Source organism: Pantoea sp. RIT413 (assembly GCF_003057675.2).
GTDB lineage: Bacteria > Pseudomonadota > Gammaproteobacteria > Enterobacterales > Enterobacteriaceae > Pantoea > Pantoea eucrina.
This window is the reverse complement of sequence record NZ_QBJB02000002.1, coordinates 275,107-299,945: the sequence shown is the minus strand read 5'-3', so window position 1 is coordinate 299,945 and position 24,839 is coordinate 275,107. Positions and strand designations below refer to the sequence as shown.

Annotated in this window: 24 protein-coding genes; 12 read left to right on the top strand and 12 right to left on the bottom strand. The window is 53.2% G+C overall.

The genetic code is table 11. From position 1 onward, the window contains the following. Positions 1 to 2 precede the first annotated feature (2 nt). Positions 3 to 269, bottom strand: a complete 267-nt coding sequence (locus DBY66_RS05055) for a YdgH/BhsA/McbA-like domain containing protein (RefSeq protein ID WP_071668142.1) — start codon at positions 267 to 269, stop codon at positions 3 to 5. A 621-nt stretch (positions 270 to 890) separates the two neighbouring features. Here DBY66_RS05055 and DBY66_RS05050 point away from each other — a divergent pair. Continuing rightward, on the top strand, positions 891 to 1,511 hold the full coding sequence (locus DBY66_RS05050) for a LysE family translocator (RefSeq protein ID WP_108569889.1): 621 nt from the start codon (positions 891 to 893) through the stop codon (positions 1,509 to 1,511). Positions 1,512 to 1,579: 68 nt separating this feature from the next. On the opposite strand, the gene DBY66_RS05045 is transcribed toward DBY66_RS05050, so the two are convergent. Together DBY66_RS05045 and DBY66_RS05040 are read right to left on the bottom strand one after the other, a co-directional pair. Then, entirely contained in the window at positions 1,580 to 7,450 is a 5,871-nt protein-coding gene (locus DBY66_RS05045) for an autotransporter outer membrane beta-barrel domain-containing protein (RefSeq protein WP_233499568.1), read from the bottom strand. Between the two features lie 585 nt (positions 7,451 to 8,035). Beyond that, complete coding sequence (locus tag DBY66_RS05040; RefSeq protein WP_108569891.1) at positions 8,036 to 9,286, bottom strand: sensor domain-containing diguanylate cyclase; 1,251 nt, start codon at positions 9,284 to 9,286, stop codon at positions 8,036 to 8,038. 423 nt (positions 9,287 to 9,709) lie between these two features. Between DBY66_RS05040 and DBY66_RS05035 the strand changes: the two genes are divergently transcribed. Further along, a complete protein-coding gene (locus DBY66_RS05035; protein WP_040113834.1) occupies positions 9,710 to 11,113 on the top strand; it encodes a PLP-dependent aminotransferase family protein in 1,404 nt (467 codons plus the stop codon). Positions 11,114 to 11,180: 67 nt separating this feature from the next. Then, entirely contained in the window at positions 11,181 to 11,645 is a 465-nt protein-coding gene (locus DBY66_RS05030; protein ID WP_040113832.1) for a YlaC family protein, read from the top strand. A gap of 68 nt (positions 11,646 to 11,713) precedes the next feature. Here DBY66_RS05030 and DBY66_RS05025 read toward each other — a convergent pair whose 3' ends face one another. The 5 genes from DBY66_RS05025 to DBY66_RS05005 form a co-directional block, all read right to left on the bottom strand. Then, a complete protein-coding gene (locus tag DBY66_RS05025; RefSeq protein ID WP_071668140.1) occupies positions 11,714 to 12,334 on the bottom strand; it encodes a pyridoxamine 5'-phosphate oxidase family protein in 621 nt (206 codons plus the stop codon). A 241-nt stretch (positions 12,335 to 12,575) separates the two neighbouring features. After that, positions 12,576 to 13,607: a methionine synthase gene (locus DBY66_RS05020; protein ID WP_071668139.1), complete on the bottom strand. Its 1,032-nt coding sequence runs from the start codon at positions 13,605 to 13,607 to the stop codon at positions 12,576 to 12,578. A gap of 24 nt (positions 13,608 to 13,631) precedes the next feature. After that, positions 13,632 to 14,615 (bottom strand): DUF1852 domain-containing protein, encoded by a 984-nt coding sequence (locus DBY66_RS05015; protein ID WP_040113825.1) that lies wholly within the window; start codon positions 14,613 to 14,615, stop codon positions 13,632 to 13,634. Between the two features lie 352 nt (positions 14,616 to 14,967). Beyond that, entirely contained in the window at positions 14,968 to 15,543 is a 576-nt protein-coding gene (locus DBY66_RS05010; RefSeq protein ID WP_108569788.1) for a pyridoxamine 5'-phosphate oxidase family protein, read from the bottom strand. Between the two features lie 24 nt (positions 15,544 to 15,567). After that, entirely contained in the window at positions 15,568 to 16,227 is a 660-nt protein-coding gene (locus DBY66_RS05005; protein ID WP_108569789.1) for an NAD(P)-binding oxidoreductase, read from the bottom strand. 143 nt (positions 16,228 to 16,370) lie between these two features. On the opposite strand from DBY66_RS05005, the gene DBY66_RS05000 reads away from it, so the two are divergent. The 5 genes from DBY66_RS05000 to DBY66_RS04980 all read left to right on the top strand — a co-directional run bounded on the left by DBY66_RS05000 (position 16,371) and on the right by DBY66_RS04980 (position 18,417). Then, a complete protein-coding gene (locus tag DBY66_RS05000; RefSeq protein ID WP_108569790.1) occupies positions 16,371 to 16,988 on the top strand; it encodes a TetR/AcrR family transcriptional regulator in 618 nt (205 codons plus the stop codon). 112 nt (positions 16,989 to 17,100) lie between these two features. Then, complete coding sequence (locus tag DBY66_RS04995) at positions 17,101 to 17,319, top strand: hypothetical protein (RefSeq protein ID WP_233499567.1); 219 nt, start codon at positions 17,101 to 17,103, stop codon at positions 17,317 to 17,319. Positions 17,320 to 17,369: 50 nt separating this feature from the next. Beyond that, complete coding sequence (locus DBY66_RS04990; RefSeq protein ID WP_146745172.1) at positions 17,370 to 17,621, top strand: two-component-system connector protein YcgZ; 252 nt, start codon at positions 17,370 to 17,372, stop codon at positions 17,619 to 17,621. A 315-nt stretch (positions 17,622 to 17,936) separates the two neighbouring features. Next, on the top strand, positions 17,937 to 18,164 hold the full coding sequence (locus DBY66_RS04985; RefSeq protein WP_175540442.1) for a YgdI/YgdR family lipoprotein: 228 nt from the start codon (positions 17,937 to 17,939) through the stop codon (positions 18,162 to 18,164). Positions 18,165 to 18,186: 22 nt separating this feature from the next. Continuing rightward, positions 18,187 to 18,417 carry a YgdI/YgdR family lipoprotein gene (locus DBY66_RS04980; RefSeq protein ID WP_040113814.1) on the top strand — a complete coding sequence of 77 codons (231 nt, stop codon included), beginning with the start codon at positions 18,187 to 18,189 and terminating at the stop codon, positions 18,415 to 18,417. A gap of 54 nt (positions 18,418 to 18,471) precedes the next feature. Here the strand turns inward: DBY66_RS04980 and DBY66_RS04975 are convergent, their stop codons facing one another. Further along, the gene (locus DBY66_RS04975) at positions 18,472 to 19,236 is read right to left on the bottom strand and encodes an SDR family oxidoreductase (protein ID WP_071668135.1); all 765 of its coding nucleotides are present in this window, start codon (positions 19,234 to 19,236) and stop codon (positions 18,472 to 18,474) included. Between the two features lie 980 nt (positions 19,237 to 20,216). Between DBY66_RS04975 and DBY66_RS04970 the strand changes: the two genes are divergently transcribed. The 4 genes from DBY66_RS04970 to ycgZ all read left to right on the top strand — a co-directional run bounded on the left by DBY66_RS04970 (position 20,217) and on the right by ycgZ (position 22,662). Further along, complete coding sequence (locus tag DBY66_RS04970; protein WP_071668134.1) at positions 20,217 to 20,477, top strand: hypothetical protein; 261 nt, start codon at positions 20,217 to 20,219, stop codon at positions 20,475 to 20,477. 234 nt (positions 20,478 to 20,711) lie between these two features. Then, positions 20,712 to 21,362: a hypothetical protein gene (locus DBY66_RS04965; protein WP_040113810.1), complete on the top strand. Its 651-nt coding sequence runs from the start codon at positions 20,712 to 20,714 to the stop codon at positions 21,360 to 21,362. Between the two features lie 520 nt (positions 21,363 to 21,882). Next, positions 21,883 to 22,191 (top strand): hypothetical protein, encoded by a 309-nt coding sequence (locus DBY66_RS04960; RefSeq protein WP_199559913.1) that lies wholly within the window; start codon positions 21,883 to 21,885, stop codon positions 22,189 to 22,191. A 228-nt stretch (positions 22,192 to 22,419) separates the two neighbouring features. Continuing rightward, positions 22,420 to 22,662 carry a regulatory protein YcgZ gene (gene ycgZ, locus DBY66_RS04955; RefSeq protein ID WP_040113806.1) on the top strand — a complete coding sequence of 81 codons (243 nt, stop codon included), beginning with the start codon at positions 22,420 to 22,422 and terminating at the stop codon, positions 22,660 to 22,662. Between the two features lie 17 nt (positions 22,663 to 22,679). Here the strand turns inward: ycgZ and DBY66_RS04950 are convergent, their stop codons facing one another. From DBY66_RS04950 to DBY66_RS04940, 3 genes are all read right to left on the bottom strand, one after another. Continuing rightward, positions 22,680 to 22,877: a hypothetical protein gene (locus DBY66_RS04950; RefSeq protein ID WP_040113804.1), complete on the bottom strand. Its 198-nt coding sequence runs from the start codon at positions 22,875 to 22,877 to the stop codon at positions 22,680 to 22,682. A 102-nt stretch (positions 22,878 to 22,979) separates the two neighbouring features. Continuing rightward, positions 22,980 to 23,243 carry a hypothetical protein gene (locus DBY66_RS04945; protein WP_040113802.1) on the bottom strand — a complete coding sequence of 88 codons (264 nt, stop codon included), beginning with the start codon at positions 23,241 to 23,243 and terminating at the stop codon, positions 22,980 to 22,982. Between the two features lie 242 nt (positions 23,244 to 23,485). Continuing rightward, positions 23,486 to 24,646 carry a diguanylate phosphodiesterase gene (locus DBY66_RS04940; RefSeq protein ID WP_071668132.1) on the bottom strand — a complete coding sequence of 387 codons (1,161 nt, stop codon included), beginning with the start codon at positions 24,644 to 24,646 and terminating at the stop codon, positions 23,486 to 23,488. Between the last annotated feature and the right edge of the window lie 193 nt (positions 24,647 to 24,839).

The following is a 24,839-nucleotide window of genomic DNA, read 5'->3' as shown; positions in this document are numbered from 1 at the left end:
TGTTATTTATAGACGGTAGCGGTAGCTGACATCTTTGAACCCTCTTTTGCAGAGGTGATGACGTAGTATTTACCGCCCAGTTCATCTGCCTTTTTGGAGAGATCGGCTTTGGCATCTGAAGGCGCAGTCTGCTCTTTCATCGAGCTTATCTTGCCCACTTCCTGATACTGGCTGGCCTGTTCTTTAGTGATCTCCTGCGCAGCTAAAACAGAGCCAGAGGCAAGTGTTCCCAGAAACAGAGCAGCAGCGACCATTATTTTACGTTTCATACATTAGTCCTCGTGAAATAAAAAATAACCGGATATCCCTATAAACAGATAGTTCAGAATAAAAATAAAGCAACGTTCTTTCAGGAGATTTTTTAATTATGCGGGCAGACTGCTTTTACCCGCAGCCGGCTGTCCGGTCCGGTGATACGTGCGTGATGTCGAAACGGTCACTTTCTTCCTGAATACAACGGCCTGCCGGGCGATTCACGGTAGCGCGAGCGCTTCCTGCGAAGCGGCCGCACGTTATAGCCAGCGGCAGGGGTCACCGCGCGTAAATATATATATACTGCCTTCAAACCACCCGCCGGTTTTATTATCACAGGCAGCATTTATACTTTTTCACAGCAGATCGCTGCATCTGATATTTATTTCTTTATGACGGCCGTTGCCAGGATGATATTTATTTTTCCGGGTCGGGTAACGCAGCAGGTGCGTGTTGCTCCTTGGCGATAATTGAGCGTTTATCGTAAACGCTATAAGCTGTATAAGCCGTTCGCCCGTCGGCCGAAAAGCTGCTGCTGCACTCGTCCGTTGCTCAGCAGCCCGGATTAGCCTGAGTAAAGGTTTGCCTCAGATGGATGCCTGCGACCAGAACAACCTGTTGCCTGAAGGAGAGATATGATGACCATAATGGATGCGCTGCTGGCATTCAGCTTTGCCGCGCTGTTACTGACTCTGACGCCGGGCCTGGATACCGCGCTGGTATTGAGAACGGCAACGGTTGAGGGACGAAAACAGGCGGTTCACGCGGCGCTGGGTATCAGCACCGGCTGTCTGGTCTGGGGAGCCGCCGTGGCGTTCGGGCTGGGGGCGCTCATCGCAGTGTCAGAACTGGCTTACGACATCCTGAAGTATTGTGGCGCGCTCTACCTGAGCTGGCTGGGCATTAACATGCTGCTGCGTCCGAGAAAGCAGCTGGCGCTGGCGGATAATACCGCTAAAAAAGGCTCAAACTGGTTTTTGAAAGGCGTGCTCGGCAATGCACTCAACCCTAAGATTGGCATTTTCTATGTCTCCTTTTTACCGCAGTTTATTCTGCAGGGTCACTCACCGGTACTCTGGACCTTTATTCTGGTCGGTATCCATATTGTGATCGGGACGAGCTGGTCGATGGCACTGATAAGCGCCACGCGCCCGCTGGCAACGATACTGCGAAAAGAGAAGGTCATTCGCTGGATGGATCGTACCACCGGCGCCATTTTTCTGGCCTTTGCTGCCCGTCTGGCCCTGAGCCGTCGCTGAACAGCGCGGCTGCGGTAAACCTGCCGCAGCCGGCCTGAAACGCTGCTCAGGCCGGCAATGGCCGCCGCTTAAAACGACCAGCGAACACCGGCATTGTAGTGCCAGCCGTGCGCGCCGTTCCCGTTAACCTCTTTGCGATAATCGGTTTCGGCATAAAGTGACACATCCCGGGTGAGCGTCGCGGTGCCGCCAAGGCCGACATCCCACATCTGACCAAACTTACCGCTGTCAAAACGCTGACTCTCCGTGCCGTCAGCAGAGCCGGCCCGGGTTTTCGCCGTCCCGCCCCAGCCGCGATAGTAGTTTGCGCGCAGATAAGGCGTGTACTGCCGCAGGCTCTCATCCTGCCACGTGCGGTCCAGCCGCGCCCCGAGCCGGCCAACGGTCTGCTCATAACGATCCCAGGAAACCCGCGTCTGGTCCCGATCGGTCAGGCTGTCCATATCGAGACGCTGCCAGGTCAGCTGCGCCTGGGGTTCGATACGCCATCCCTGCGTCAGCTCAATGGCGTAGCCTGACTCCAGTGAAGCCGCCCAGCCGCTGCCTTCCGGCGAAGCCACCGCTTTTTGCCGCATGATGTCAGTTTCGCCACGATAGCGGTTCCATGACAGCGAGCTGTCAACATAGAGGCCGCTGCTATGCTGCCAGGTGCCATACAGCGCCACGCTGTCGCTGTTGAAAGCGGTTGAGCTGTAGCCATCCACCGCGTGCGGACGAATACGCGTGTTGCCGCGCGTCCAGGCGATACCGCCGCGCAGGCTATCGTCTGCGCCATCCAGTCGGATGACGTTACCGCCGAGCTGCGCCGCGCTGTAGTCAAGGTCAGCGTCATAGCCGTAGTGACTCAGGCCGCGGTTGCTCTGATAGTGCAGGTTGGCTCCCAGGTAGCGAACAAACATCTCACCGCCCGCTGCATCGGGATCGTGCTGCTGGCGCAGCTCGCCCAGCCGCTTGTGCAGATCGTCCGTGATCGCCAGCGTATAGAGTGCCAGGCCAACCGGCGCTGAGATATATGACGGGAGCTGCGGCGTTACCGCCCTGCGCAGGCCGGTTTTGCCATTGCCTGGCTGCGGCTGACAAAGCTCGCCGTCTGCGCAGACAAACGTGTTAGCCAGACGGTAGTCGCGGAAATCATTAACGCTGCCGCTAAGCTGACGTTCGCTGGCGGCGCTGCTGCCTGGGGCAAAACTATACAGGCTGTATTGCCACGGGCCTGAAGCGACATACCCCTGCTTCAGAACAAAACTCTGCGGAGCGGCTCTGCCTGACACCTGCGCAAGCGAAACCCCCTCCGCCGGCCCGATGATTCCGTCACCGTTGCGATCCAGCTGCGGCGCGCCGCGCAGAACATCATCAATCAGCGTCGTGCCGCTGACGTTACCGTTAACGCGCAATATATCGCTGCGGGTGGCCGCCGAGTTAAGCCGCAGCGTGCCGTTTGCCGAAGCCAGATCGCCGTTAAGCGTCAGCGAGTTACCGGCCTGGCTGCTGCCATTGGTCAAATCCAGCGTACCGGCGTTATTCACCTGCAGCGAGGTGGCGCTACCGCCCTGCAGCAGCGGCTGAACACCATCTCCCGCCAGCAGGGTCGAATCCGCGTCAATATTGATGGTACTGTGCGCCAGCCGAAGGTTGTCCGTCAGCGTCCAGCGGGTGCCGGAAAAATTCAGCGTGCTCCAGCCGGCGCCGATATTGGTGCCTTTTACCGGATCGTCACTGGTAAAAGATCCGCCACGCGCCGTAATGTCATGGAGGTTGAGAGTACTGCCTGCGCCACCAGCCGTGGTGATGTGCCGGGTATTTTCCAGGCTGATGTTCTGTACGGTGGCGCGGTTATTTACGCCGCTGCCCATTGTCAGACTGCCCTTCAGCGTGCCGCCGGTGACAATCAGCGTATCCTCTCCGTTACCGGTATGCACATCGCCGGTTACCCTGCCGTCCAGCAGGGCAACAACATCCCGGGCCGCTCCACCCGCCACCACCACAGTCTGCGGATTGGGTGCCGTCACGGTGCCTTCATTGATAAAGACCGACGCACCGCCGCGCAAATCGATGATGGGTGCCACCAGGCTTTGTGACGTGATACTGCCCTGGTTAATCACCCGCCTGGCGGTGCGCGTCACTACGGCGGATCCGCCGTTAGCGGACTCAATGGCAATCGTTCCTGCGGTGACAACATCTCCGGTTGTATTGGCACGTATGGCGGTGCCCTTACCGGGCACCGTGATGGAATAGCCCTGCCCGATAAACAGATCGTTACGCGTTGCTGAACCATCTTCATTCGCAAACAGATAGCCGGTTCCGCCTTCGCCTGTGACAATCTGCGCACTCCCTTCGCCGTCAAAAGAGACGGCTGAACGGATACCGGCTCCGCGCCCGGTTTCCAGCCGCACATTTTGCAGTGAAATAGCGGTAATTCCGGCACGGTTATTGATGACGCTGCCACGACCATAAGCGCCCAGCGTGATATCGCTGGCCTGGAAAAACTGCGCCCCGTTATCCAGCAGCACGCCATCGGCGCGTCCGCTGGCGGTAATGGTACTGTAGCCCTGACCATCACCCTGAACCGCCAGACCGCCACTGTTGCCGACCCGCAGCGCGGCGATCCCGTCATCTACCTGCAGACGACTGCTCTCGCGCGGATAGTAGTAACCATAACCACTGCTGGCATCGATGCCGGTGCCCGAGGCGATACGCACGCTGCCAAAGTTAAGAAATGACGCGTTGTCGTGCACGCGCGCGCCCGTACTCTCAGGGCCGGTTAAATTCACCACGCCCTGATACTGATTGAAGATCGCTGAATAGTAACCCGCGTCGAAAGCGGTGATCTGCCGGCCGCGCCCGGTAATGTCAGAAGCGGCATAGACGGTTGCCCGATCGCCCGACGCTATTACGCCGCTGGTATTGTTGCCGTTAAGTGCAATGGGACTGGTGACAATCCCCTCGCCCAGTTCATAGACGCGCAGCGCCGCAGCCCCTCTGCCGTTCACGTTATACCGGTCAGTGCGGTAGGCGTAGGACGTACTGCCGGAGACCGAGACGCCGGTCGTATCAGCTCCGCTCAGCGTTACCGTACCGGGCTCACGCGCATAGACATCGCCTCCGTTGCTGGCCTGGTAAAGCGTTGAGCCGGCTGTACTGACGTCTGTGCTGCCTCCGCTGCTGAAAATAATACTGTCCGTGTCCGTCGCCTGATAGCCGACCTGGTTAGCATGATGAAACACCACGCGACTTGTTGCCCCGCTGTTGATAATGGCGTTCTTTTCGGCGCGGGCACCAACCACATTAGCCCCGTACAGATTGATAATGCCGTTCTGGTTCAGCACCGCCTGCTCGCCGCTGGCGATCGCGCCCAGCGTTGTCTGCTGGCTGCCCGATCCGCCATACACATTTAACACGCCGCGGGTGGTTATTTCTGTGGTCGGGAGGTTCTCCCCGGGAGTGGCGAATCCCCCGGCGTATAAGCCGGTTCCTCCGCGCGTCACGCTGATATCGCCCTGGTTGATGACTTTCGCCCCCAGGCGCGCGAGGATCCCCACCGATCCTTCTCCTCCTGAAGTGATGCGACCGGTATTCACCAGCTGCGCCTGGTTTACTGCCGCCAGTCCCACCTGCGCATCCGCCAGCCCGCTGATAGCGGCATGGCTGGTCAGCAGCGTGCGGCTATCCGGCAGGTAATCAGCGCTGATATTGCGGCCGCTCAGATCATATTTATACCCGTCAACCGTTGCGGCGCTGGCGCCTTTGCCCGTCAGGCGCAGCCGGGTGGCAGCACTGAGTGTACCCTGCGCACCGCCTTCTATCCGCATGGCGCTGGCGCCAGCACCTACATTGAATGTTGCATCACGCGTCACAATATCGCTGCCCCTGCCGCTGCCCACGATACCGGTGGCGCCCGGTGCGTTGAGCGAGAGCGTGGTACCGCTGGCGCTGAAGTCTGCGCCATCCGCGAAGCGAAATAGCGTACCGTCGGGGCTGGAGGTGGCGTAGCGGCCGCTGGCGGGCAGCCGGAGACGTGCGTCCGGACCACTGATGAAGAAGCTGATCTGATTACGGCCCTCTCCGGCGCGCGGCACCGCGCTGGCGGCCACCTCCACCCGGGCGTTTCCGTCTGCACGCACACCGATAGCCGCATCGCCCTGTAAATTGATCCGTCCGCCCAGCGCGGCGTGCGCCTGAGCGCCCTGTTCGCCGGTTACCCAGACGGCGGTATTCTGCGTGCCGCCAGGGAGGTCAGCATGACCCCTGACATTGATGGTGCCGGTAGACCAGGCGCTGGCGCGATGGTTCTGCATGGCAAGGATGCGCAGGCCGGTACTGTTATCACCGTTAAGATTGATTGTTCCTGCGTTGCCCACCCGCCCGTACTGCCCGGCATTCAGCACCAGCATGCCGATGTTTTCCAGCGGCTGAGGCTGTGCCCGTCCGTTGATATCGATAACGCCGTTATTCAGCGTCAGCGCAGAGGGTGCATTTTCCACGCGCATACCCACGGCGTTCTGCACGCGGGAGCCGATGACAATACGGCCATTATTGATCGCGCTGCTGTTGTGGCGTTGCTCAATAGCGCTGACGCCGCCGCTCAGCGTAACCGCGACATCCTGCGTTCTGTCCGTTTTGCGGTTTTGCGGCGAGCGCCCGATGGCGATGGTGCCTTGCGCCGTGTTAATAAAGTGCCCTGCAGCGCCTAACGTAACCCCTGCCGCTGAACTGTTATTAACCACATCCGTGACGCCGACGTTGATGCTGCCGCGGTTAATCGCACTGCCCTGACTAATCCAGATGGCGCTGCTTTCCTGGCCTTCAGGCGCGTCGCCGGGGGCAAGATTAATCACGCCATTATTGGTAAAACGGCTGCCGCTTTTTACCGCGACGGCCTTACCGATATAGCCCAGCGTGCTGCGGTCGACGCCCGTACCGCTGGCGTTATTCAGGAAGCCGGCGTTCAGCGTGCCATTGTTGATTCCGGTGCTGCCCGAGAGAAGTGCCAGCGCCCTGCTCTCAGCAATCCCGGTGGCGGTCACGGCGAGCTTGCCATCAATGATTGCGGTCGCGCCGTTGCTGGCCTGCATCGCCGTGCTGGCGTTGATGACCTCAAGCGTACGCCCTGCAGAAATTTTCACGCTGGCGTCACGACCATTCGCACTTAGCACTATCCGGTCGCCCGCCGGCAGCCTGACTTCATCGCGGCGGTTGCCGGCACCGGTGCGATAAACCACGCGGCCTTCATTAAGCGAAAACGCTTTATTAAACGCGTTGCCATACTCTTCCTGCGTAATATTGTCATTCAGCAGCTGATTGATTAACCAGTCATTGTAATTTCTTAATTCCGCAAGGGAGGCTACCGTGAACGTGGTGACTCCGCCATTCCGCGTGTTTACGCTGAAAGTCCCGGTATATCTCACCACGCTATCTCTGCTCAGCGTCAGCTGATTATTTGCGGGAGGTGCCTCAACGGCGGTGAAAGTAATACGATTATTACTGTTCCAGTTCAGATGGCCGCGCTGTGCCGTGGTAAAAAGCTGGCTTTGCCTGGCCGCCATTGACCAGCGGTTTGTGTCCGAACCTGCGATTTTGTCAGGTCGCCCGATATTAATATTAAGCGTGCCGCGCGTAACTGAGGCGATGCGGGCATCTATATATTGCCGATCGTTTACAGCATAAAAGTCCTCTGCCTGTGTCTCTGTATTGATCTCTGGTAAATCTGTAAAGGCTAAGCTGTCATAAACATGGAAGGATTTATAACTGTTGTTCCCGGGATCGGGAATAACGATATTAAGATTTTGCTGCCCGACGTTAATACGGGGTTGCCCGGTCAGCGTATCGGTAACGATCCGGCCCGCGCGCTGCAGCTCACCCAGCGTTATGCGGGTTACGCCACTCACGCCCGGCGTAAACTGCGGCAGCCCGGTCAGCGTCCGCACTGAACCATCACGCAAATACAATGCACCCGCTTTATAATCATTATTTTCAGGCGTATAGGGATTTATTATCTCCGCCGATGCATTTAAAACCGGAAACATCATACCTTGTGCTGCAATAAGGGCCAGAAGTACAGGATTTAATTTAAACACGATATTTTCCTCAGCTGAGAAAAAAGCAAAACCTGAAAACAGAACACGGCTTTCAGGCATCGGCAGAGCGTATTTATTTTGGAAATGTCAGATAAAATTAATCAATGCGCAGACAATAACATCACGTTACTAATGCATTGTCCAGCCTGGCTTACGCTTCGTTAGCGCATAAATCATAAATTAAGATAAAAGCCTTTCACATAGATTTATTTCGGCGGAGCTAAAAAATTCATTAACCAATTAGTTATTAAAAAGAATGAAAAGAATAAAAGTACCGTTTATTAACATACATTATTAATCCGACACTCAGAAAAATCACAGCCACACCGATTAGCCAAATGCGTAAACCAGTGAAAGCTGCGATCTGCTTTATCGTGCGCGTAACCCTTTCAGCCACCAGATCGGGGGAGAGAAATCGCGATGTAATTCTGTTAGCCAGCCTGATGCCCGTCACAGAGGCGAGGGCAGGCAGAAAAACTGGTATGCGACGTCACGGCGGGCTTTTGCCTGGTACATGGCGGTGTCAGCCTGCTGAATCAGTAATTTAGCGGATAATGTCGCAGGTCGCGCCTGGCTTATGCCGATGGCGGCCCCGATGCTTATCGTCCTGCTGCTGATGCTGAAAGGGGCATTGAAGCTGGCAATCAGACGTTCAGCAAGCGCAGAGGCCTCCCGGCGATCGCGGCATCGGGCTGCTAACACAAACTCATCGCCGCCGAGTCGGGCAACCGACTCATCCGGCGCCAGGCAGCTCTGCAGCCGCTCGCTTATCTGTAACAGCAGCGTGTCACCTGCCGCATGGCCCATTGAATCGTTAACGGCTTTAAATCCGTTCAGATCGAGAAACAGCACCGTGACAAGGCGCTGCTCCTGCTGCTGTGCGAGCAGGGCGTCAACCTGCTTATAAAACCAGGAGCGGTTTGGCAGGCCGGTCAGCGCGTCACGCATCGCCTGCTGCTCCAGCTGCAGCATTTTCTCTTTGTCGCGGGTGATATCGCGCGATACCAGTACCGCACCGATGTTCTTTCCCGTGGAGGGATCGGTCACGCCGCAGGCTTTTGTGCCAAGCGTAATATAGTGGCCATTGCGATGACGTTTGTGCACCTCCACCACGTCCGGCTGCTCCCCCCCGGCGAAAATAGCACTCAGCACCGCGGCTGCAGGTGCGCGATCGTCAGGGTGCAGAAAGTCCGTCACCCGCTGGCCCAGCATCTCTTCGGCTGACCAGCCAATCATTTCGCTGTAGGAGGGAGAAATTGAGACATACCGCCCTTCGGCATCGCAGTGAGCGATAAGATCCGTGCTGTTTTCAATCAGCAGGCGATATTCAGCGGCCGTGCGCAGCGCCTCCTCCAGCGCCTTACGCTGTCCGGTGACATCCAGTACGAAACCGCTGTACTGCAGGTGTGGCGCTTCCGCCCGCTCGCCCGGCAATCCTGACACGATGACATGGCGCAGGGTGCCATCCAGGCAGTTGATCGGCACTTCAATATGAAAAGGCTGTACGCGCTCCAGGGCCGCAGTCAGCAGCAGCGCAATTTTTGCATCCTCATCAGCCTGGGCGATGCTCAGCCACTCCCGTAGCGTGACGCCTTTGAGCGCAGGCATCAGGCCGGCAGGGCACTCCTGGCTGGTGACGCAGATCCCCAGGGCGTTGGTGGACCAAACGGCGGATAAGATAGGTTTGATCGTTGTGCTCATGATAGCTGGACCTGGTTTATTCTGACGATACTCAAAGAGCATAAAACGTATTGTGGCAGATATCCCGATCGCCCGGCTTGCTATCCTGCACGCGCGTAAAAGAACGATGATAGTCAGAGAATCATTTTACGCCTGCCTGATTTGGCAAAACGTCGCTGTTTCTCTGACCCGATACAAAAACTGACGCAGCACAGAAGCGTTATCGGCTGACCCGCCTGCAATCTTTAATCGGTAAAGCGTTATTCCCCGCGGCGGGCAGCGAGAGCCTCCTTTTACGGCAATCTGCCCCGTCCTGTCGCTGTACAGATAACACGCAAAGTGAGTCAAATGGAAAAACTGATGCAATCAACCATGCAATCAAGTTACGCCTTGATTATGGCTGTGATATACCTGTCTGCGTAACGTCCTGAGACAGGATTTAATATGATTACGCCGCTTTTTACGCGCTGGGCAGCCCTGCTTCAGCAGCAGACGCAACGTCCGGCCTATCTGCGCATCGCGGATTTCATTGCAGAGGGCATCAGTACAGGCGAGTTGCCTTCACGCTACCGTCTGCCGCCGCTGCGTGAACTGGCTGAAACGCTGGGTCTGAATTACACCACGGTAACGCGCGGTTATGCGGAAGCGCGGCGCAGAGGATTAATTGACTCACGCCCCGGACTCGGCAGTTTTATTCGTGCGCGGGCATCAGCCTCTTCAGCTCTGCCTGCCAGCACTTATGAAATGACCATGAATGCGCCGACAGAGCCTGCCGGTGCCGCCGTTGAGGAAGCGCTGCGCGCAGGAGCCATCAACCTTTTTAACCAGACCGACATGCTGAGTCTGCTGCGCTATCAGGATTTTGGCGGGACGGCAGAGGATAAAGCAGCAGCGATGCGCTGGATCGGGCGCAAACTTCACGTAGAGAGCGAGGCCGACGTGCTGGTTTGTCCGGGCATTCACAGCGCTCTGATGGGCATCATGACGCTGCTGAAGCGCAGGAAAGGTGCGGTCTGTGTCAGCAGCCTGATTTACCCTGGCATGAAGGCGATTGCCAGTCATCTGGGTGTGCGGCTGCAGCCGGTGCTCTGTGACGCGCAGGGGCCCGATCCGCTGGCGTTTGAGGCGCTGTGTCGCAGCGGCGAGATCGGCGCATTCTATATCAACCCGACGCTGCAAAATCCGACCACGATGACGATCCCGGAAGCGCGCCGGCGGGCGCTGGCTGAGTGCTGTCAGCGCTATAACATTACGGTCATTGAAGATGACGCTTATGCGGCGCTCAGCGATGCACCGGTGCCAACGTTTGCCGGATTAATACCGGAACTGACCTGGTATCTTACCGGCCTGTCGAAGTGCTTTGGCCCCGGATTGCGGATCGCGTTTGTGAAGGGCCCTGACAGACAGATGATGCAGCTGCTTTCCGGCGTGCTGCGGGCGCTGACGGTGATGTCCAGCCCGCTCACTAATGCGCTGGCGCGGCAGTGGATCAATGACGGGACGGCAGATCGCATGCTGATCGCTATCAGACAGGAGGCGGGCATCCGCCAGCAGATTGCAGCGGCCTGCCTGACCGGATACCCGTTTGAGGCTGACAGCGCAGGCTATCACCTCTGGCTGCCGCTGCCCGGTCTGGTCAACGCCAACGCCTCCGACATTGCGGCAAAGCTGCGTGAAAAAGGGATCAGCGCCGTCTCCGGTGCCGCGTTTTGCACTGGTAATCTTCCTGCTGACGCGCTGCGCATCTGTCTGGGCGGTTCTCAGTCGCGGCAGCAGTGTGAAGAGGGCCTGAAAATTCTGGCCGCCATGCTGGCCGATCCCATCCACTTTTCCGGTATGGCGATTTAGCAGCGTGACGCTAACAACAGCCAGTAAAACGTTAACTCCATCATTATGGGCAGATAAGGTTTAAAACATGAGCAATCAACTTAATGCGCTTCTGCAGCAGGAGCTGGACAGCATCAACCGCGCGGAAAAACGCAACGATCGACCCTATTTCGACGTATCGTTTATCCGTCAGTACCCGGGCCTGTATGGCCTGATGTGTTTCCTGTTTGTGCTGACCATGGCACTTTTACTCTACTCCGACTCCTTCGGCACAATTGAGTATGTCGTCTGCTGTGCCATTTTTGCCGTCTGTAACTTCTTTTTCTTTTTTCACGTGAACCCGTCTTACCGGGTAAAAGATATCGATAAAGGCGCATGGAAGAACTGCTATACCGGCGACTGGTACATGGAAGTTTACGTTCGCGAAGCCTTTATTCATGACCTGCTCAATGGAGATGTACTCACCGAAAGCGAAAAAGCTACCCTGCAGGCGCAGTATGCCCGTAAAGGCCATCTTTACTTTGCTGATATTTACCGTCTGAGAACCCGGTAGTCTGCGGAACTGAAAACAGCCTGCTGGCAGGCTGTAGAGTGCAGGTTGCTGTGCGGCATCAGGCCGGATTAATAGAGTGTCTCTTTCAGGCGACCAGGGAGTGCCGCATCGTAGGCACCGGCGTCAATATCCTGCGAAATGCTGTTCAGTATGGAACCGGTGCTTGGCAGCGCCTCCCGCGTAATTTGCGTTGCCGGATCCCAGAGCCGGGAGCGAATGATGGCCCGGCTGCACTGGAAAAAGACGCTCTCAACGGTGATGGTTAACACCGTTTTTGGCAGCTGATTATTCATCGCGAAGCGGGTAAGTAAGGCGGGATCGACGCTTATGGTGGCGGTTCCGTTTACGCGCAATGTCTCCCCGATACCCGGGATCAGAAACAGCAGCGCTACCCGATTATCATGCAAAATGTTGCGCAGGCTATCGATACGGTTATTGCCGCGTCTGTCCGGCAGCAAGAGCGTGCGCTCATCCTCAATATGCACAAAACCTGCCGGATCGCCTCTGGGTGAAACGTCCAGCCCATCCGGTCCGCTGGTGGCCAGCGCGACAAAGGGTGAGGCGGCGATAAAGGGACGATACGCCGGGTGAATATGATCGGTGACTTTGGTCAGCGACGGTTTCGCCACCGCGCCGTAGCACGCTGCAAGCGCGCTTAAATCGGTAATCGTATTGCTTCCATCCGCCATTGCCGGAATCCTGTGTTTAACGGGCCTGCCGCTAGCGTAAGGGATGCATTACGCCGGAAGCAACGCGCGAATGGCATATTGCTGCGCCGCCGCACAGTTATTTTCAGCGCCTGCGTATAAATATATTTGTTTGTCTAATGAACCGCCTGGCCGGGATAGCCGCAAAAGCGTACGGCGCGGTTAAGAATGATAAAAAAAAGGGCCGACGTCAGACGTCAGCCCTGATACACCCTCAGGCGTATTACTGGCCCAGCAGTTCGCGGCGCACGATATCAGCACCGGCGCTCAGCGCATCCAGCTTGCCGCGAGCAACCTGACGCGACAGCGGCGTCATACCGCAGTTGGTGCAGGGATAGAGCTTATCCGCATCGACAAACTGCAGCGCTTTACGCAGCGTTTCCGCTACCTGCTCCGGCGTTTCGACAGTATTGGTTGCCACATCGATGGCACCGACCATCACTTTTTTCCCGCGGATCAGTTCAATCAGCTCCATCGGCACGCGGGAGTTCTGGCACTCCAGTGAGACGATATCGATATTTGAGCGCTGCAGGCGCGGGAAAATTTCTTCATACTGGCGCCACTCAGAACCCAGCGTTTTCTTCCAGTCAGTATTGGCTTTAATGCCGTAGCCATAGCAGATATGTACAGCGGTTTCGCACTGTAATCCCTCAATGGCACGCTCCAGCGCCGCAATACCCCAGTCATTAACCTCATCAAAGAAGACGTTGAAGGCAGGCTCATCAAACTGGATGATATCCACGCCTGCGGCTTCCAGCTCTTTGGCTTCCTGATTGAGGATTTTGGCAAACTCCCAGGCGAGTTTTTCGCGACTTTTATAGTGACCGTCATACAGCGTGTCGATCATGGTCATCGGGCCAGGCAGCGCCCATTTGATCGGCTGAGTGGTCAGCTGACGCAGGAATTTTGCATCATCAACAAATACAGGTTTAGTGCGTGAAACTTCACCTACCACCGACGGTACGCTCGCATCGTAGCGGTTGCGGATCCGCACCGTTTCGCGCTTTTCAAAATCCACGCCGTTGAGATGCTCAATAAACGTCGTCACAAAATGCTGACGCGTCTGCTCACCATCGCTGACGATATCAATACCGGCCCGCAGCTGGTCGTCGAGGCAGAGACGTAGCGCATCGCGCTTGGCATCTGCCAGATCGTCACCCGCCGGTTTCCACGGGGACCATAATGTTTCCGGCTGCGCCAGCCATGAAGGTTTCGGTAAACTGCCAGACGTCGATGTCGGTAATAACTTTTTCACTATAGATAACCTTTTTTCCATTAATCAGTGCGCAAACTCAGCAGACCATTGCTCCAGACGAGTCTGGTAAGGTTTGATAAAATGCTGTTCGGTGAATTTACCCTGCTCAACCGCCAGATGCGTACGCTCTTCACGGTCATAAACGATGCGTGTCAGTGAATAATCCTTGTGTGACAGGCTCGGCTGATACTCCTGTCCGGCCGCTGAGTTCGCGTTGTAGATCTCCGGACGATAGATTTTCTGAAACGTCTCCATCGTGCTGATGGTGCTGATAAGCTCCAGATCGCTGTAATCACGCAGCAGATCGCCGGCAAAATAGAAAGCCAGCGGCGCAACGCTGCCCTGCGGCATGAAATAGCGCGCCTGCAGGCCCATTTTGGCAAAGTAGTGATCGGTCAGCGAATCCGCGTCCTGCCGATATTCAATCCCCAGAACCGGATGATGATTACCGGTACGGTAATAGGTATTTTTACTGGAGACGCTCAGGCAGATAATCGGACGCTTGCTGAAGCTGGCTTTATAGATATCTGAGCTGACGAAGCCTTTGAAGATATTGCCGTGCAGATCACCGAAGTTTTTCGGCGTACTGAAACCGGCCTGGTTTTTATTGTGCTCAGATAACACAACGCTGAAATCGTAATCGCGCACCCAGGAAGAGAAATTGTTCCCGACGACGCCTTCAAAGCGCTGCCCGCTTGTTTTATCAACTACGGTTGTCTTCAGGACTTCGATGACCGGAAACGGCTTTTCATTTCCCGCCGGATCGATATTCAGCTCAACAGAGATGATATCCAGCTCAACGGCATAGCGGTCAGCTTTCGGGTTGTCCCAGTGCGCCAGCGAGTTAAAGCGGTTATCAATCATCTTCAGTGCGTTGCGCAGGTTTTCCTCACGCATTTCACCTCTTGCCAGATTGGCGAAGTTAGTTGTGATACGCGTGTTTGCAGAAGGATTATAGTTTTCGTCAAAACGAAGGCTTTTAATTGAAAAGGTAAATTCTTTGTTCATCGTAATTTCTCACCTCAATTTCTGATGTAAACCTGCTTCTCTGTCTGCCTGTACAACCGACGCTGAATGCTGATTTGATATAACCATTTCCTCAATGGGCTGACTCTTTTATGCCTTACTCCCCTGCTGAAAAAAAGTGATTAAATTTCACCGAACCTGAAGCTTTTTCATGTTCAGATGGGCAGCGGCTTCATTAAGCCCATAACTAAATTGAAATGAAGGCAGGCGTGAACCGAAAGGCGCATAACCTTATGTTTTTTAAGGCTTGATTAATCTGCACCCCGTTTAATCAGGATGAATAAATCTCAACATCCACATTTTCACTTAGCTGAAAATATTTGAGTCAGGCGAGCTAAGGCACCAGCCACCGTCCTGTCCATCCGTTCGCCTGCAGTAAGAACTCACAGCGCTGATGAGGTTCGCTACTAACATCAAGCGACTCAACACGCTCTATCATGATGCGTATCAGCGCAAAATTTTCCGGGGGGTCAGCTAACGGAGCGGAGGCGTGTCCGCTACGCAGCGCATCCGGATCATCAAGGATCTCACCGGGTGAATCAGGCGAGTAAAATAACTGCTGCGCAGCGGGCCGCAGCTTCTGCCAGACGGTACGGCGCAGTTCGCCTTCATCCACGCAGCCTGCCTTACCCTCAAGACGCAGCTGAAAGCTGTTCTCCGCATCCCAGCCCAGCAGCGAAACTTGCGGATTATCTCTCATCTCCTGCACTTTGGCGCTGCGCACGTCAGTGGTAAACAGTAAGGAAGCTGGCGCGAGGCTGAAATCGCGCAGCACTATGGTTCTGATCTTAGGCTGTGCATTCTCTGCCACGCTGGCCAGCTGCATCAGGGTAAAGGTTGAGCGCGCGCTGACCGCATGAGTCAGCTTTTGCCAGATTGCCTGCAGATGCGCATCCGGTAAATGTGCCATAACGTCTCCTCGCGGCTGAACCGGTTAGCGTGAAACCAGCGCGTCTATCGCCTCTGCAACGGGTGTCTCTCCCGCCGTCAGCTCAATAATGACGCGGGATACGGCAGGCTGATGGACCAGCGCCGCCAGGGTGGCTGCAACATCGGCACGGGCAATCGTGCCATAGGCAATTGCCGGTCCGGCGCTGATTTTGCCGGTTGCCGGCTCATCTGTTAACGTGCCGGGACGCAGAATAACCCATTCAAGCGCGCTGGCGGCGAGAACCACGTCGGCCTGTTTTTTTACGCGCATATAGTTTTCAAAAGTGTCAGAAAGCTGCCTGCCACGCCCCGCTTCCGGAAAGGCGGAGACCAGAATAAAGCGTTCAATACCGGCCCGCTGTGCGGCTGCAACTGACTTAGCCAGCCCGTCGCCATCAACGGCATTTGTCATCGCCTCTCCGCCTTTTCCGCCGGCACCAGCGGTGAAGACCACGACTCCACATCCCTGCATCAGTTCGGTGAGTTGCTGTTCATCAAGGGCAACCAGGTCGCCTCTGACAGCCTGGATACCCTGCTGCTGCAGGCTGGCTTCCTGCTCAGCGGTACGACACAACGCCCGTGCCGCCACGCCGGCACGGGTCAGCTGCTGACCCAGCTCACGACCAATCTTTCCTGCACCACCCACAATAAAGACATCTTTCATGCTGATCCCCCTGTCACAAAGGCTGAAATATTTATCGCAATACGATGTAATTTAACCACTTAACTCTAGCGCAAATCTCCGGCGTTGACCGGCCCGGACGCAACCGGGATAATTTGGAAATAATCGCTTCATAAGGGCTGAAAATGCCACCAGTAAAATCCTCTGCCACAGCTCCCCGCGAACGCGGCAGGCCGCGCAATTTTGATATTGATGTTGCGCTTGATAATGCGATGATCGTTTTCCGCCAGAAAGGGTTTCACGCTGCCTCTATTGCCGACCTTGGTGATGCTATGCAGCTTACTGCGGGGAGTATCTACAAAGCTTTTCAGGACAAGCGCTCGCTTTTTCTGCGCGTGTTCGAGCGCTACATTGCCATTCGCAATACCGATCTGCGCGAACGTCTGAACGCATTCTCTACGGGTCGTGAACGCGTCGCTGAGCTACTCCAGTTCTATCTCGATTCCGCCAGCGAGATAGAGGGACGGCGCGGCTGTCTGGTGGTAGGCAGCACCGTGGAGCTGCAGACGCTTGATGAAGAGTTATCTCATCTGGTACGCCAGGCAGTGCTGCGCAACCGCGCTTTCCTGATGTCGCTGATTCAGCAGGGCCAGGCTGATGGTTCTATAGCAAGTCATCTGGATGCCGATACGACTGCCGGTTTACTGCTCTGTATTGCGTTTGGTATGCGCGTACTGGGAAAAATTCAGGATGTGACTAATGGCGCTGAAACCATTAAGATGGCGCTGCGCCTGCTGGATTAACGCTGCTGCGCTATTAGGAAATACGCATTTCCTAATTAAGCTACTGTGCTGTCGTCACGATTTTTAGTAACAGGCGTCCCTGACATATTACAAACATTAAGCAATTTCAAAAATGGATGGGGGTTATGTGCAGCAAGATGATTCAGAAGATGCGCAAGCGATGTACGCTTTACTGGGTGACGTAATTACACAGATTTTAAAACCGGGTGAAACGCTTTCTTTGCAGGAGATCATCGGCGCGTTATACCGTACAGGCTTACGAGCGGACAGCCCTGAAATGCAGCAGGCGTGCGAAAAAGTTATTCGGTTGCTGGCCAGGAAAATGAATTAATAGTGCTTCAGTGCCGATCCATCAGCCGGTTAAATTAATAAGAGAGAACTATGTGCCAGAATCATTATCTTCCCGTAATGGATAAAGTCAGCGCTGAAGAGCAGGCCAGAATACGTCAGTCCACAGAATTTGAATTGCTGGGTGAAATGGTTAAAGAGATTTTATGTTCTGATAAAATCCTTAATCGCAAAGCGCTCTGTATCGCTTTACTTGCGCGGCTGGATCACTGCACAGACCCTGGTGAGAAAATGCATTATGAGAATCTTTTCAATCTGCTTTTAGGGCGTGCAGAAGCGGCCTGATAATAGTCATTTACTTTATCTGTATCAGCTCGCTGCATACTCGTTTTCCTGCAGGCTATAAAGTGCGCCTCCGTGGCGTGCCCTCTCTTTAGCCAAAAATTTCTTAACAAACCTGTCTCTTTTCTGATGGTGCGCCTGCGTTTATCTGTTTTTCAGGCATCACCGGACGGATAGCAGAATATGCGCTCCGGCACGGCTACACACCTCCTGCTGTTCACCGCATCAATTGCACAAAAAAATCATCAAGGTCAGACCACCTCCGTAAATTATGGACTATGCTCCTCTTATAACGTGTCCAGAAAATAGGGAAATATGATGAAAAAAATGGTTGTTGCTGCCGCAGTCCTGACATCTCTTTTAGCCGTAACCGGCTGCTCGTCTAACCAGGCGATTAAAACGACTGATGGCCGCACCATTATTACCAGTGGTAAACCACAGGTAGATAGCGATACCGGGCTGGTATCGTATGAAAACGCGCAAACCGGCAAAACTGAGCAGATCAATCGTGATCAAATCACGAACATGAGTGAACTGAATAACTGATCCATCTATCAAGGAGAGTACAATGAAGAAAGTTATTTTACTTCCAGTAGCAGCGATTATTGCCCTGTCCGCCCTTACCGGCTGCACCCGCACCACCTATGCGATTCATACTAATGATGGTCGTACTATTGTCAGCGATGGTAAGCCAAAAGAAGCGGAATCAGGACTGCTGGGTTATGTCGATGCCAACGGCGTTAAACAGCAGATTAATAAAGCTGATGTCAAAGAAGTGTCTGAGATCCCACGCTCATAGTTTGTGTGACGTCAAAGATAAGCCCGCGCAGTTGCGCGGGCTTTCTTGCTGCTATCAGGCCTGTTTTGGCTGACCGTTCGATGCCGTTAAACCGCCATCAACCGGCAGGTTAGCGCCCGTGATATAGCGCGCATCATCGCTGGCAATAAAGACAATTGCGCCCGCAATGTCATCAGCCTCTCCCGCACGGCGTAGCGGAATGCGGTCGTAAAAGCGTGCCAGCAGCTCCTCATCCTGTTTTGCGTTTTCCGTTAAATCAGTAAACGTAAATCCCGGACAGATAGCATTGACTCTGACGCCGTCTGAGCCATAGTCCATCGCCAGTGCGCGCGTGAAGTTGGTCACAGCGCCTTTGGCCGCGTTATATACGCTCATTCCCCAGTCGCCACCAAGTCCGGATACGGAAGAGATGTTGACAACGTTACCTTTGGTTTTCAGCAGGGCTGGCATAAAGTAGTGCGTGCAGTAATAGACGCCATCCAGATCGGTGCCCATCAGCTTTTTCCAGTCATCAGGAGAGACTTCATGGATCTTGCCCTGAACGATACTGCCCGCATTGTTGACCAGTACATCCGCGCGCCCGTAGTGCTGGTTCACCTTTTCACTAAGCTGCCTGACCTGCCCGGCATCTGAAACATCACAGGGAACAACAAGATGTTTTCCGGCAGGTAAAGCCTCTTTGACTTTCTGCAGCTTCTCTTCAGTTCTTCCCACCAGTACTACTGATGCCCCTTCAGCAGCAAAACGTTGTGCTGACGCAGCGCCAATACCTGAGCCTGCACCAGTAATAACGACAACTTTATCTGCAAACCGTGACATGATTTCTCCTTATCTGATGGAAATGACACTCCTAAGCCTGGCAAGCTCTCGCCAGTCATCAAGCGAAACGTAAGTTTTAGGATGACTCTCAATGGAGCACGCGTCACCCTGTGCTTTTTGTCAAAAGTGACAATCACGCCTCTTTTAAGGCGCATATTTGTATTGGTTTGCAGTCGGTGGCGCACTTCAGATATGAAAGCAAAAGGTGTGCGGTACTGAGTCTGGTTAAAAATCCACCCACAGAAAAGTCGCTACCTGAAGAATAAGATTAGAAAGGGTGATATGAGCAGGTTAATGAAAATATAAGTAAATTCTTAGAAAACGATTTCATCACAAACTAAAACCATATTATTCATATAGTTAATCAGTAATCATGCTAACTATAAGTTTTGTATGTATAATTTTTTACCAAGCGAGTCGGAAAAACTGACAAATTTCTCTATTCTTAAAGTGTTCAGTGAGAAATCCAACTAAGCACTGAGCTGAGTAACTCCTACCTTGCCTCCTCGCGGAGGCATTTTTTTGTCAATTACACGGGTTGTTGTTATCTGCTTACCTCTGGCCCGGTTATCCATTTCTGTAAACTGCTTATAGCCTGCCTGATTAGCTTATTGCCCTATTTTATGCTGGTCCGATGAGCAACGCAGATTTTCGTCGGGTTTACAGCTAAAACCCAATTTAAAATGGTTTGTCATCTATAGTGTATGAGCCAGCCTATTCTGGCAAACAACACACAGGATGCGTTTTCAGCGAGAGAAATCCTCTTCAACATTTTGTTAGCCCGCCCTGCGCGGGCTTTTTTTTTGCAGAATTTCAGAAGGGTCGCTGGCGAAAGCCCGCAGAATTTTCATTGGCTAAAAAGCGTTCGATCAAAAAGTTCTGCTAGCTGATTTGGGAAATTTCAAAATATATCCGGCAAATTCTGCCGTTACGCCTACAGTAAGTGGTGAGGTTATCATGCAATCGTAAAGGAGGTTTGTTTGTCTATTCAACATGACGAGATAGGTCATGTCATTATCGGCGAAGCGGCACTCAGCCTTGCACTGAGCGAAAAAAAGATCAGCGTTCGTTCACTGATTAATGAGCTCGAATCAATGGCAAATGCGGGTGGCAGCGATGCCCGTCTTATTGAGATCTCAGAGGCCAGAAGCTGGCTGAAAAGTTTCGATAAACCCGAGCACGTTGTTCCGCACGTGCCCTATTTGCAGACACTGACAAGCCTGAACGACGAAAAGAACTGACGCCTATGGACGTAATCCGGCTCCGGCTGGAAGACGGCGATAAAGATAACCTTATCGGTTACGTGCAAGCGTTTACCGGCCGGAGAAACTGTCATGGACGACACCTCCGCCCTGCTACGGCGTATCTGAACAGACGCTTATAATCTTATCTCCGGCTACACTTTTTCCTGCTGTACCAGCTTATTACTCATTCAAACTGATGATCAAATCCACTCCGGTTTTCAGGGAGGTCTTTTGGAACGTACGACAGCGGATAACCACATGCCCATCACCTTACCTGATACGCACTTTAATCAGATTCTGAGCCGTGAAGTGCCAAACCGGGACGATACCTGTGCTTTTCTTACAGGTAAGACGCGCGTATTTACGCTGCCAGGCTTTATTATTCCCTTTGGCTATGCGCTCTATGTCTGTCCGGAGGATAAACAATACCGGCTGGTTACCCAGGAACCGAAACCTGAAACGGTCTATGCAGTAAGGCTGGAAGAAACAGAGGATTTTACCTCGCCGTTACGCGCCTGCATTCAGATTATGGTCTGGCGCACGCGTCAGCCGCAGCATGAACAGGCGGTGCATGGCCTGGCTCGTCGCTTTTTTTGTTATTTCCTGCATACGCGTTCAATTATTGTTACCGATAGCGCTCAGACCAATGCGGCAAAGGTGATGTGGGAGAGTATGATTGCCTGGGCACTGCGCGATCGCGATCACTATGTCTATGTGTGGGACGGGACACGTCGCGACAAACCGCTGGTGCCGGTTTCTGACTGGCACGCATTTTGTGAACACTGGATCACCTTTTGCTGGGGCAGCCAGCCTGACAGCCATCTGCTGCGCAGAGTGATCATCAGTACCCTTCCCCTCACTCCTGATAATCCGGAGCATTAACCTCTCACCCTCCTGCATGCGCAAAATTTACTCTGCTGATATAAAGCTAATAAGGTAAGCGCGTGCCATGCTTAACACACGTATAGAGTAAAAGCAGAGCACGCCAGCCAGGGTTGCAGTTATCAGAATAAATGCAGACCCAGGCCTGAGTATAGAGCGGGCAATTGTCCTAAAGCGTGGCTTTTGTTAACCGGGTTCAGGTTTGTCCCCCATGACCAGGCTGTAATCATCAGCAATCAGCGGGCTATAAAAAGTGGCATGCAACGTCTGAAAAAGCGCCAGAGCTGAAACAGACAGCGATGAATAACGTTCAAATTTTTTAAGATTATTCTGCCTTTAACCGGTTTACACTGCATGAACAGATGATGTTGCGCGCTATCAGTACGTTACAAACCTGTATCTCAGAATCATCAAATACTTTTTGCATCGGGACTCAGCTGATCGTTTACAGCGTATTGTAGAAGTATTGCTGCTCATTACACTTTAAAATCATTACAAAACTATGATGAGGAGAGCGGAAGTGTTATTTCATGAAAAGGTAGTAGGTCACGTCATTATTGGCGAAGCGACACTCAATCTGGCACTGGGCGATCGGGATATCAGCGTTCAGGCCCTGATCGCAGAGCTGGGTCGCATGGCAGAGAGAGAAGAGAACGATGAGCGTCTGGCACAAATTGCCGATGCCAGAAGCTGGCTGAAAAATTTTGTACAGCCTGAGCGAATTCACCAGACTCAGACAGAGTGGCAGGCCCAGGCACAACGTCATGAGCAGGCAGCGTTATCGGCTAAACCGATACGTTTTACCTCAGGTGACGATGAAGAGAGTTAGCAGAATATCAGCGCAACCACGTTGTACACGTCTCAATGCAGAAGCTGTACAAAGAAGAAGTAAAATTTTCACTCAAAAAAATTTCATTTAACTATTTGATATAAAAGAAAAATAAGAATGAAAAGATCGCAGGCGATAAATTAGTGGCAGAAAAAGCTGTACAAGTAAAAGTTAGTTGTATAACTTTACCTCTGTCAGTACAACTTACTTATTACAACGAGGCTAACTATGCGTCAGAATATGGTACAGCATCCATCATCCGCTAGTGACATCGCTAACTATTTCAACAAAGCATCCACTCTGAGCCAGCAGGAAACGCTGGGACAGTTGGTAGTTGAAATTCTGACCTCAGGCAAAAACCTTAACCGTAAGGCGTTATGCACAAAACTGCTTGGTCGTCTTGAAGCAGCAACCAGCGCCGAAGAAGAGCAGCATTATCAGGCACTGATTGGACTGTTGTTTGATCGTTAATACTGCGTGAGCTTTAGTTAGTGCATCTGACGAGCAAGCAAAATGACAGCTTTACGGCAGGCCTCACGAACATCCTGCCCTGTCGCTGTCTCACCCATGTGATGCAGTGCAGTAGTAATCTCATGCAGAGTCAGATGCTGGTCCGGCTTAAGAAGGCGCGCCACAACCGTTCCAATAACGGCGTAGATATCTTCGGCGGCTGCGTCATTTTTCACATGACCTCCGTCCGTAGGTGGATAAGCATACAGTCTAACAGAAATTGTTCCCGGGAAACAATTTAGCGTCAGACCTTAGAGAGTCTTTGATTTAAATCAATTTTAATGCATTTTTCCGCGTGCAGGCCGTATATCAGATTCAGTCCCGATCGCTTTTTCAGACGCCCTAACCTGCATTTCACGTCTGACTTCGTCGATAGCACGCAATCCGGCACGGATGCGATGCTCATCGGTCTCTTTATCAAGACCAGCGCGCAGACGATCAAGTAAAGCGGTCCATGAAATGGCTGCATTAGCATCAAGTAAGTCAGTAACCGCCTCACCGATCAAAATTTCCGTCATCTTTTCTTCAAATTCTTTTTTCATGATGTGTCCGCCTGCAGGTTCGGGGGCGCAAAGTTTACCACAGAATTTTAGTGTGTAACCCTGAACCGCAGCGAGCCTGAGCGTTTCTTATAAATTTCACATATTTATCGCAGCAGTGCTGTCAGAAAAGATCTTTTCTGGTTGAAAAAAGAGCAGAGCCGGAAAGGGTATGACAAAAAACAACCGACCGGCTTTTGATGTGCCGGTCGGTCAGACTGATACTGATAGTGAAAGAGTAAGCGTTACATCGCCGCGCGATATTCCGGCCATGACACGGATGTGCCCTGCGGGGTAAAGAGCGAGCCCTGGAAGTCGATAACACCTGCAGCCTCAAGCCACATCCACTCTTCCGGCTGTTCAATACCAGAAGCGATGACGTTGATTTCGAGCGCTGAACAGCATTTGATAATAGCCTGAATCACAGCCTGCTTTGGACCACTGCGATGAACATCGCGAATAATTCCGGAAGCAATACGCACGCGATCGGGCTGCACATGAGTCAGCAGTGAAAGCCCGGCAGAGCCGTCACCAAAGTTATCAATCGACAGGCTGATGCCTGCCTGTTTTAGCTGCTTAACCGCTTCGGTAAAATCATTCAGGCCCGGGATAACTTCCGTTTCACTGACGCCCAGAATAATCTGTTCCGGCACCAGTCCGGCGTTTTTAATGGCGTCCGTGATAGTGTCAACCGCGTTAGGCACCGCAACCAGCGTCATAGGCAGAATAGTCAGATAGAGCGTCATGCCATCCGGACAGGCTTTGCCCGCCTTCATCAGCGCCATGCGTACGGCGTTCAGATTAGCAATATACTTATCTTCATCTTCACCTGCGCTCTGCGGACTATCGGAAATAGCCTCCAGTGCGGTGATCTCGCGGCCGAGTGGATCCACAACCGGGCGGAAATGAATGCCGTGCTCTTCCTGAAGCGATCCCGTCATGTCGGGAATAAAATCCCACAGATCGGCAGGCAGCACTTCGAAATAGTTTTCTTTTTCCCGCGATTCAACAAACGTGCGCAGGAACTGCAGGCCCCGATCGTCATAGGTCAGCCGGAAGCGTGAAGTACCGCGATCCAGTACCGCCTGAAGTACGGTTGACTGGTCATGTTCGCGCAGGTCAAACAGCTCCATCCCGGAATTACCGAAACGGCGATAAGGGGAGTAGTCACGCATAAGTTCAACCACATTGTGATGACGACGGTCAGCACAGATGCGATTGTAGATCGTCATAACACCCTCTTCAGGTCCCTCAAGGATCTGAAAGAAATGTGTACCGTTAAAGAGCAGAATACCAGTAACCTGGTGTGACTCATTCAGGAGACTCGCCTTCTCAACCATACCCGGCAAAATTTTCACGGGCACATCCGCAGAGATGTGGCTACGGTAAATGATTGTGGTTAGCATTAAATACTCCAGTTTACGTGAGTGTACCTGTCTACTTTATCAGCCGGCGGCAGCTACGTATAATCCTGTCTGAAATAATCTGGCTGAATTACTGTCAATATTAAAGCTACGTTTCCAGTAAAAACCAGCAAAAGTGCACAAAATCGCCTTTTTTCAGAATCATACAGAAGCGCAGTAAATAAGCGAAACGGGG

Excerpts from the sequence above, each read along its gene's own strand:
- DBY66_RS05030 (WP_040113832.1), top strand. The coding sequence starts at position 11,181 with ATGAGCAATCAACTTAATGCGCTTCTGCAGCAGGAGCTGGACAGCATC.
- DBY66_RS04990 (WP_146745172.1), top strand. The coding sequence starts at position 17,370 with ATGTGCCAGAATCATTATCTTCCCGTAATGGATAAAGTCAGCGCTGAA.
- DBY66_RS05025 (WP_071668140.1), bottom strand. The coding sequence starts at position 12,334 with ATGGCGGATGGAAGCAATACGATTACCGATTTAAGCGCGCTTGCAGCG.
- DBY66_RS05035 (WP_040113834.1), top strand. The coding sequence starts at position 9,710 with ATGATTACGCCGCTTTTTACGCGCTGGGCAGCCCTGCTTCAGCAGCAG.
- DBY66_RS04945 (WP_040113802.1), bottom strand. The coding sequence starts at position 23,243 with ATGAAAAAAGAATTTGAAGAAAAGATGACGGAAATTTTGATCGGTGAG.
- DBY66_RS05005 (WP_108569789.1), bottom strand. The coding sequence starts at position 16,227 with ATGAAAGATGTCTTTATTGTGGGTGGTGCAGGAAAGATTGGTCGTGAG.
- DBY66_RS05010 (WP_108569788.1), bottom strand. The coding sequence starts at position 15,543 with ATGGCACATTTACCGGATGCGCATCTGCAGGCAATCTGGCAAAAGCTG.
- DBY66_RS04975 (WP_071668135.1), bottom strand. The coding sequence starts at position 19,236 with ATGTCACGGTTTGCAGATAAAGTTGTCGTTATTACTGGTGCAGGCTCA.
- DBY66_RS05050 (WP_108569889.1), top strand. The coding sequence starts at position 891 with ATGACCATAATGGATGCGCTGCTGGCATTCAGCTTTGCCGCGCTGTTA.
- DBY66_RS05000 (WP_108569790.1), top strand. The coding sequence starts at position 16,371 with ATGCCACCAGTAAAATCCTCTGCCACAGCTCCCCGCGAACGCGGCAGG.
- DBY66_RS04980 (WP_040113814.1), top strand. The coding sequence starts at position 18,187 with ATGAAGAAAGTTATTTTACTTCCAGTAGCAGCGATTATTGCCCTGTCC.
- DBY66_RS05015 (WP_040113825.1), bottom strand. The coding sequence starts at position 14,615 with ATGAACAAAGAATTTACCTTTTCAATTAAAAGCCTTCGTTTTGACGAA.
- DBY66_RS04995 (WP_233499567.1), top strand. The coding sequence starts at position 17,101 with ATGGATGGGGGTTATGTGCAGCAAGATGATTCAGAAGATGCGCAAGCG.
- DBY66_RS04940 (WP_071668132.1), bottom strand. The coding sequence starts at position 24,646 with ATGCTAACCACAATCATTTACCGTAGCCACATCTCTGCGGATGTGCCC.
- ycgZ (WP_040113806.1), top strand. The coding sequence starts at position 22,420 with ATGCGTCAGAATATGGTACAGCATCCATCATCCGCTAGTGACATCGCT.
- DBY66_RS04985 (WP_175540442.1), top strand. The coding sequence starts at position 17,937 with ATGAAAAAAATGGTTGTTGCTGCCGCAGTCCTGACATCTCTTTTAGCC.
- DBY66_RS05040 (WP_108569891.1), bottom strand. The coding sequence starts at position 9,286 with ATGAGCACAACGATCAAACCTATCTTATCCGCCGTTTGGTCCACCAAC.
- DBY66_RS05055 (WP_071668142.1), bottom strand. The coding sequence starts at position 269 with ATGAAACGTAAAATAATGGTCGCTGCTGCTCTGTTTCTGGGAACACTT.